Annotated in this window: 6 protein-coding genes; all 6 read right to left on the minus strand. The window is 38.9% G+C overall.

The annotated features are described in order from the left end of the window. Positions 1-342 precede the first annotated feature (342 nt). The 6 genes from AN214_RS21235 to mobI are packed head-to-tail and all read right to left on the minus strand — an operon-like array spanning position 343 to position 6,923. Positions 343-1,011, minus strand: coding sequence for a DUF4400 domain-containing protein (locus AN214_RS21235; RefSeq protein ID WP_054981543.1), 669 nt, complete (start codon positions 1,009-1,011; stop codon positions 343-345). Further along, positions 1,001-1,591, minus strand: coding sequence for a hypothetical protein (locus AN214_RS21240; protein WP_152960836.1), 591 nt, complete (start codon positions 1,589-1,591; stop codon positions 1,001-1,003). The genes AN214_RS21235 and AN214_RS21240 overlap by 11 nt, the downstream gene beginning before the upstream one ends. Positions 1,592-1,601: 10 nt before the next feature. After that, the gene (gene traD / locus AN214_RS21245) at positions 1,602-3,512 is read right to left on the minus strand and encodes a conjugative transfer system coupling protein TraD (RefSeq protein ID WP_054981545.1); all 1,911 of its coding nucleotides are present in this window, start codon (positions 3,510-3,512) and stop codon (positions 1,602-1,604) included. Beyond that, the gene (gene mobH, locus AN214_RS21250; protein ID WP_054981546.1) at positions 3,509-5,668 is read right to left on the minus strand and encodes a MobH family relaxase; all 2,160 of its coding nucleotides are present in this window, start codon (positions 5,666-5,668) and stop codon (positions 3,509-3,511) included. Before mobH ends, traD begins: the two co-directional genes overlap by 4 nt. 39 nt (positions 5,669-5,707) lie before the next feature. Then, positions 5,708-6,433 carry a hypothetical protein gene (locus AN214_RS21255; RefSeq protein ID WP_054981547.1) on the minus strand — a complete coding sequence of 242 codons (726 nt, stop codon included), beginning with the start codon at positions 6,431-6,433 and terminating at the stop codon, positions 5,708-5,710. A 1-nt stretch (position 6,434) separates the two neighbouring features. Further along, a complete protein-coding gene (mobI, locus tag AN214_RS21260) occupies positions 6,435-6,923 on the minus strand; it encodes a conjugative transfer protein MobI(A/C) (protein WP_054981548.1) in 489 nt (162 codons plus the stop codon). Positions 6,924-7,476 lie beyond the last annotated feature (553 nt).

The following is a 7,476-nucleotide window of genomic DNA, read 5'->3' on the forward strand; positions in this document are numbered from 1 at the left end:
TGGAAAGGCTGCACTCAGCTAATAACGATCAGTCACCAGTTGAGTATGAAAATTCTTTAAGAAAAGTGTCCGGCTGGAGTTGACCAGAACAAACGGATAGTATTGTCATTGACGAAAAGCGTCAATTCTACGTCAATTTATTGTTTTTTTTGATTTTCGTATTATTTAGATAGGAAATTTGTGGTTTCGATTAAGTCACCATAGGGAAATTTGATAATTACCTTGTAAATTTTTCACAAGAGATTTGCTATTTAGGGGGGAATACACCGAGCTGATACTAGTTAAAACCGTTAATACGGATTTTATATCGATACCAATTCCAACATCAGTGCGTTGAATAGGTTAAATAAATTTCTGGAAAGTCTTTATCTGCTTCTTCATTAGTACACCTAGACCAATGAGCATTAATACGGGTAGATAAGGTGAAGCTGGTGGATAGAATGCTGGTATCAAAAAGTAGATAAGCCCTATTAGTAAGATTGTTTTGGAAAATTTCTTAAGTATAAGCATCCGAGCTTTCGTGGTTGTTCCAAATGAGTAGGCACGTATACGCCAGTAGTAAACCGCTGAAGCTATTTGAGCTATAAAAAAGGGTACAAGCAACCAAAACCAATCCATCATTAGTCCAGCCCGATGAATGAACTGGTAAATTACCACTTGCACGTTGTTTGCGAATCGATGCGCAAGAGGGAGAAGAATTTCGAATTTTTTGGCTATTGGGTTGGGGTTTTCGGTATCTCTGGTAATTTTATCCAAATAGCGGTCTTTGAACCCTGAATCGATGAGTACAAAAATGAATGCTTCATCAGTACGATTTGTTAGGTTAATCCATTTGGTTTCGCCTAATGCTAGGTATGCTTCTTTCACTTCTTGCTCTAATAGAGCGTTAAAGTAGTTGGGGTTCATTACTAAAAGTTGTGTAAAAATCGTAAGTACAATAAATAACAGTAGGCCTCTGGTTTTTGTTTCTTCTTGGCTTCTATCTTTAAGTGGTTCGTCATCAATTAGCATTGAATAACTCCTTAAACGTGTAATTTTTGTTTTGGCCAAATGGAGGAACGCCAAAGCAAATTAACTCTTTTCGTGTAATGAACTTGGAAAGTACGACATATGCAAATCGCTTTTTAATATCATCCAGCTCATGCCTGTCAATATTGCTTTCCTTGATATGCATTACCGCACCCACTTTATTGAACTCGAATACACTGCACTCTAAGAAATCCCATACTCGATCACCTTTGCCTCGTATATGGTACCAAACTGTGAGGTTAACTAGTTCTGTCGCTTCTTCTGCAAGTTTCGTTAAGTACTTTGCGTAACGTTCATTTCTGCTTGTCGCTTTTTTAAATAGTTCTAAATCAGATGTGATAGACCGGGTTATGATTACTTCAAAGACCGTCTTGTTTTGTGATGGAAATCGTATATCAGGACCGATATAGCTAATTAATTTCTCATGCGTAACAACTATCATTGGCAGCTCACCCCAAAGCGCAAGTAATAGTTGGTATGTATCAGAGCTAACTGCTTTGCGGATCATTGTGCTAGGACTATCAGCGAGCTTTGATGTACTTACTTCTATTTTTTTCATCATTTGCCCTCACTTAATATTTCACGATGGGGATGCGTCCCTTTATTTTCCGACCATCAGCTAATCTGGCAACGTATTGCAGTTTGGGTAAAGAGCCTAGCAGTGTTTCGCCAAATGCTTTATCCATTGTCTTTGTCATTCTTTCAGAATAGCCACTGCCAAAATCAGTAATGTCGTCTGTATTACCAGACGATTGTGCAACCGTAATTTGTTGTGATGTGATGGGTACTTCACCAAACTGCTGTGCAGCATATTCTTGTGTGGATGAATCATTCACGCGCAGGCTAAAGAAGTTATTACATAAACCAAGTACACGTTCTGCAGTTGCTTTGTCGCTCTTGGCTTCTAAATCAGGTTTTGTTTGTGTGGCAATGAAAAGCTGCATAGCTGCTGCTCGGCCTTGGGCTAGTAGGTTTAATAGTGCTTCATTACCTGCTAGCGCTGCATGTACTTCATCAACAAAGACTGCAACTCGACGTCCTTTACCTTCACTTGCGTTATATCTTTCACCAGCAACTGCTGCGATATCGGCAAGAGTGAGTTTACTCAGATAGCCCGCTGATTTTGCATCCGAAAGAGAATCTAACGCCATGTATAGCACACCGCCACCCTCAACGAGATCTATCGTATCCACAATTGGTGGTGCATCTTCCTCAAGGTTTTCCTCTGGTGATATAAGTTGATCAAGCGGTTTAGATGTAAGTACGCTGAAAGTGGGAGCTACACGAGTTGTCATTTTTTGCATATGCTCAGCGTTGTGTGTGATCAGACTTATAATGCCTTCAACATCATCTTGTGGATTTGTTACAGACAAGAGTGTTTGGTAATGTCCGATGAGCTGCTGCAAAGGATGCGAGCCAAACTCTTTTAAATCTTTTTCAAGGTCGCTATGCCAGTTGTCACCAAATACATTTTGATAATGTCTTTGTAGGCATTTCAGTGCCAGCCTTTCCTTTTCAAAGTTTACATAACGAGCAATGCTTTTTACTTGAGGTCGAATACCCACAAACAGCATCGCGTTTACTGTCTTGTTTATGACTGTCCAGTTGAAGTCTGTAAAACTATCTGCTTTACCATCGTTTATCATGATAGATGATATACGCTCAGCAATTTCTTGAGAGCGATTCCAGTTTCTTACCGGGTCTAATCGGCATGAAGTAGTTGGTTGTGCAGGGTTGAAATAGTAAAACTTGTCACCTATTCCTAGTTCATCCATTTCTCGCTTAATGGCTTTACGCCATGATGCATCGTTTTTAGGGTCTAAAATGATGACGGTATATCCTTTGTGGATCATGGCAAGGCTGAGTAAAATAAAAAGTGTAGTTTTGCCTGTACCAACATTTCCGTTGATCATGGTGTGGCCATAAAACGTTTCAGGGGAGCAATATTGGCGCACTTCATCACCAATACCGGCAATCCACGGTAAACCACCTAATCTTTGTGTTTGTTTTTCCCACTTGGAAATAAATGGGCGAAGCACTAATGGCAGTTTAATTTCTTCTTTTGTGGTCGATAGTCCGAGTACTTGGTGCGCTCTATTAGCATGTTCAACACCCCATTCAAAGCCTTCACCTATATAAATTCTATTTGAGTCACTAGAGTCTTCAATATCGCTGTTAAGGTACTTGTCACAGTCGTTTTCTTTTCTCAGGCGCTTGATATCTTCAAAGGTAATGTCGTTAAAAAATAACTTACACTGCCTTTTAACTAAAGGGATGCCAGTAACACAATCCATATAACCTTGGTAAGCAAGAAAGGTAGCAACGCTGAAACCAACCAGCCCTAGATGACCAGATCCAGCATATGACATTGCTGAAGCAAATGTCAGGCCTGCACCACCAGCATTCCATGTTGCTGAATTCAGCTCTAGTACGGGTCTAAATACATTTTCGTGAAAGAGCGGATTGCTGCGTTCTTTTATCATTTTTTAGGTATCCTGATTAAAAACTCACTGCCAACTTTTACTAAGAAAACTTCCAGTGCATTAAGTAACTTTTTCGATGTTTCTTTTCTGGCTTGAGAAAAAGGCAAGTCATAACTTGAGTCTGTCGAACTAACTTCGAGTTGCGCTATTTTTGATTGAAATTCAGCTTCAAGCTCTGTTATGTCATCTTTGTCATAACCTTTATCAATGAGTCTCAGTGAAAAAGTCTTCGTAATATCGCTATTATCTAGGGCTTCATCATTTGGGCTTTTGGAATTTTTCTGAGATTTGTTATTTTTTTGAGATTTTACAGGTGGAGTGGAAATGGCTTCATTACTAGCCTTTGTTATTGGGCATACAGCATCACTAATAGCTTGGCAGGCTTTAATGTACTTTAGGTTGTTGTGTATAAAATACTTTGCATGAGGAAGTGAGCTACGAGTGATTAAGTAGCCATTAGTTACCAGGTTAACTTCAATCTTTTCTTTAATGATTTGTTTGTACACATCATCAATTAGGAAGAATAACTCGTTATCAATCGTGGCGGTTTTAGCTTTTGAAAGTAATTCAGGAATAACTTTAAGCGCATGGGTTGATGGTGATTTTGAGTTGTACCAAACAGGTTTTTCTTTTTCTGGTTGCGCCTCCTTTGCTGGTGGTCCATTTTTTTGAGGCTCTTTCGAGTCTGTGTTCTTAACAATTTGTCCGTTAAGTAATGGATTTGAATTGCTTTGCTTTGGTTTAACCTTTTTAGGGTTAACACGCTTGGTTTGGGCTGATTCGTTGCTTGCTTCCTTTGCTGGTGGTTTAGGGTTTAGTTTATTTGCCTCAGTGGTTGGCTCTTGCTCATGACTGGTCGTTTTACTTTCAGCTTTATCTGCCGAACCCGAACTTGATGGCTTAGCTAATTCGATTTGCTCAAGACTCAGAAACTCAACATCTTTCTCGGTAATCAGGAGTGATTCGCCAGCCATATTCATTTTCAGTAGGCCAAACACATTTTTGGGGTGAGGTTTTGCATCAAGCGCTAGGAAGCCATATTCTAGCCTCAATAAACCTTTACCTGATCCTGTCTGCCCGGTGCTTAATTTCTCTAGCGCTTTGTCTCGTTCAGTAAGGTCTTGAAAAAATAATGCATACTCATCATCAATTAAACCTCTAACCATACCGCGATCAAACATGGTCTTTTTAATTGACGCAGCTTTATGCGGAACACCTTTATCGTATACCTTTAACTTTTCAGCTATTTGATTAAAGCAATCTGGCCAGCGAAGGTATATTTCGTCATCAATAGACAAGAGTGAACCTTCAAGAATCCATTTGTCAGCAAGTTCTCTCATGCACTTGATGATTTTTTCGTGAAGCGCAGCTTTTCGAGGTCCTAGTTTCTCATCCCATACCGTCTGCAGATCTTGCGCTGTTGATAATGAGTCAGCATGGCGAACAGCGTTATAGAGATAACCTTCTTTTCGGGTGTAGCCTGATAAAACATCTGCTATCTCAGCAATGATGTCATCTTCTTTAGGGCAAGTATTTAAAAAGTCATGCGCAGCAGGTGTGAGAATGTTATTTAAATAAATAATTGCTACTGAGTCGTGCTTTTTATTTAATCGGTCTTTGCGCCATTCAACTTGGTATTCAATAACATTTGTTCTTTCTATCCATGACACCATGCTTTCTTTTGTTGGCATCCAAATATTATTTGCATCAGCTTTATCATGGATCAGCATATCGGTATGGATTTTTCCGGCATCATGAAGTAGTCCACATAGCCAGGCTGCATATTGATACGGCTTTCGTCTAAGCGATTCAATATCGTTTGAAAACTTAGCTGGAAGATATTGATCTTTCGCTTTACGAAGGGAGCGGTTTGCAACTTGTATGCTGTGATTAATTAAGCCGTACTTCTGAGCGTGGTGGTAGCCTTCTGAGGCAGGTACACCTAAGCAATACTCACAGAAATTTTCTATGACATCATGAAATAATGTTTGCTCATTAATTTCAGGGTTGTCATTTCTAAAAAACCCAAATGACCTAACTGTGTGTTCGATTAGAGATGTATTTATATCAATGATGTGAAGTAATTCAGGGTGTTTAGCTGGAGTATTTTTCGTGTCAGCAGATGGCGTTAGTAGGCGAAGTAATTTGGTGATCATATAAATTAAACCTTAGAGTTAGGCGCTTACGCGCCTCACTTACGCAGCTTTAGAATCAGTTTTTTTAGGCGATTCAACATCTGCTGTTTTGTGTTCTTCTTTTGAGGCTTCAGAAGTTTCATTATTTGGACTTTTGCTTGGCTTTTTATCAAGGCTTGATTTTATGCGTCGGTTTTCTTCTTCAATGGCTTTGTCATCAATGTAAAGCTCTAAACCGCCACGTAAAATAGATACAAATTGACTTGCTTTAAATGGGCCACCTTTTCGGTCTTTACCAACAGCTGTTACCTTGTCTATTTTTGCTGTAAGTTTACGCGGGATGTTTATAACGCGATTAACAGCATTTGTTCTGGCTTCATCGTTTATCATTCCGGCCAGCCACATGTTTTCAATATCATTAATTGAAGAATCGATTTTCTTGGCAAAGTTGATTAGATCCCAAAGGCGAGGGTGCGTAATTTCAAATTCAAATTTGTATGAATCAGGTGTCGTCACTTCAGGTACTTCATCTAGTTCTGAATTTTCAATATAACGCTCTTTTTGAACATTGAAGTTAGATAACTCAGATTGGAGCCATTCGTTTAATTCTTTGTACCAAGTTTCAACTTTAGAATACAAAGGAGCTTCTGAGCTGGTTAATAAAAATAGAGTGCCAATTTTTTTATATGCACCTACTAGCTTACCTCCTTCGTTTTCTAAAAATTTATGAATAGTATGAGACTCTAGCTGCATACTCGTTGAGATTGATTTAAATTCCGCAGGCATATTACATGCTCCTTTTCAGTCGGTTGATTTGCACGCGATGTGCATGAATGTATTCCAGTGCTTTTCGAAATTTGGAAAGAACTTCTTCAGTTTGAATTGCTTTATCTATTTCCCACGAGTCACCTAATTTTTTGAATTGGGCTGGTGTATAGCCTTTTTTTGTCATGGGGATTTCTCTAGTGAACTTATTATTGAAGCGTTTAGTGTTGTGATGTCCCTCATCACACCAGTTGATGTAAGCCTTACCGGAGTCTCTAATTCTAAGTTTTGGAAATATGCGGCCAGTCTCAGCTTGCCTATGTGATTGCCCTTCTTTTTTTAGTCGTAGTTGCCCATCTCGAATAGGCATCCACCAATCAAGGTAGCTACTAATAACTTCTTTAGCTTGCTCAATAATGTGAGCTTCTTTCACAGTTAAACTTTGCAATAGCTCATCTAGTGACATTGCAAAGTTAGTGAGAGCTAAATTTTGATTTTCTGGTGATGACATATAAAGCCTTTACGTGAATCGCTTGTGTAACTTTCACATAGGAGGGCAAATTGGAAGCGGGATTTTTTTAGAGTTTTCTAATGAAAACCCAAGTCAGGAATGAAACCAGTAGGTTTATAGGAAGCAATATATGCATATAAACCTACTTGTATGCGGAAAATGAGTTTGGCATACAAGGGCTGCCAAATATTTATCGGGATGCCTATTTCTGCAGATTAATTGTATGCCAATTGACGCCTTTGGCATTTAGCCATGTAATAGAGGTGGCGTACAATTGTGTGCGCTTTAATGGAACTCTCTTTAGTTGCTGGAGCTATAAATATATCGAAAAAGCCCAAAAAATTTGATTCTGCCTTATCTCCCACATGAAACAATCTTTTCGAAACCATTTGGCACCATTTGAACGCCTCAATGCTTAGAAATGTATCGTTTGCTCTTATCACATCTAGCAAACTCATTCCAAGAGTGATCTTCCCCTAAGCAACTAGACATCTTTTATTTTGAAAATGAAGTAAGATGGAAGGTGTTATGAGAAATAAATATCCACAAGAAT

The organism is Pseudoalteromonas sp. P1-9 (genome assembly GCF_001399975.1).
Lineage (GTDB): Bacteria > Pseudomonadota > Gammaproteobacteria > Enterobacterales > Alteromonadaceae > Pseudoalteromonas.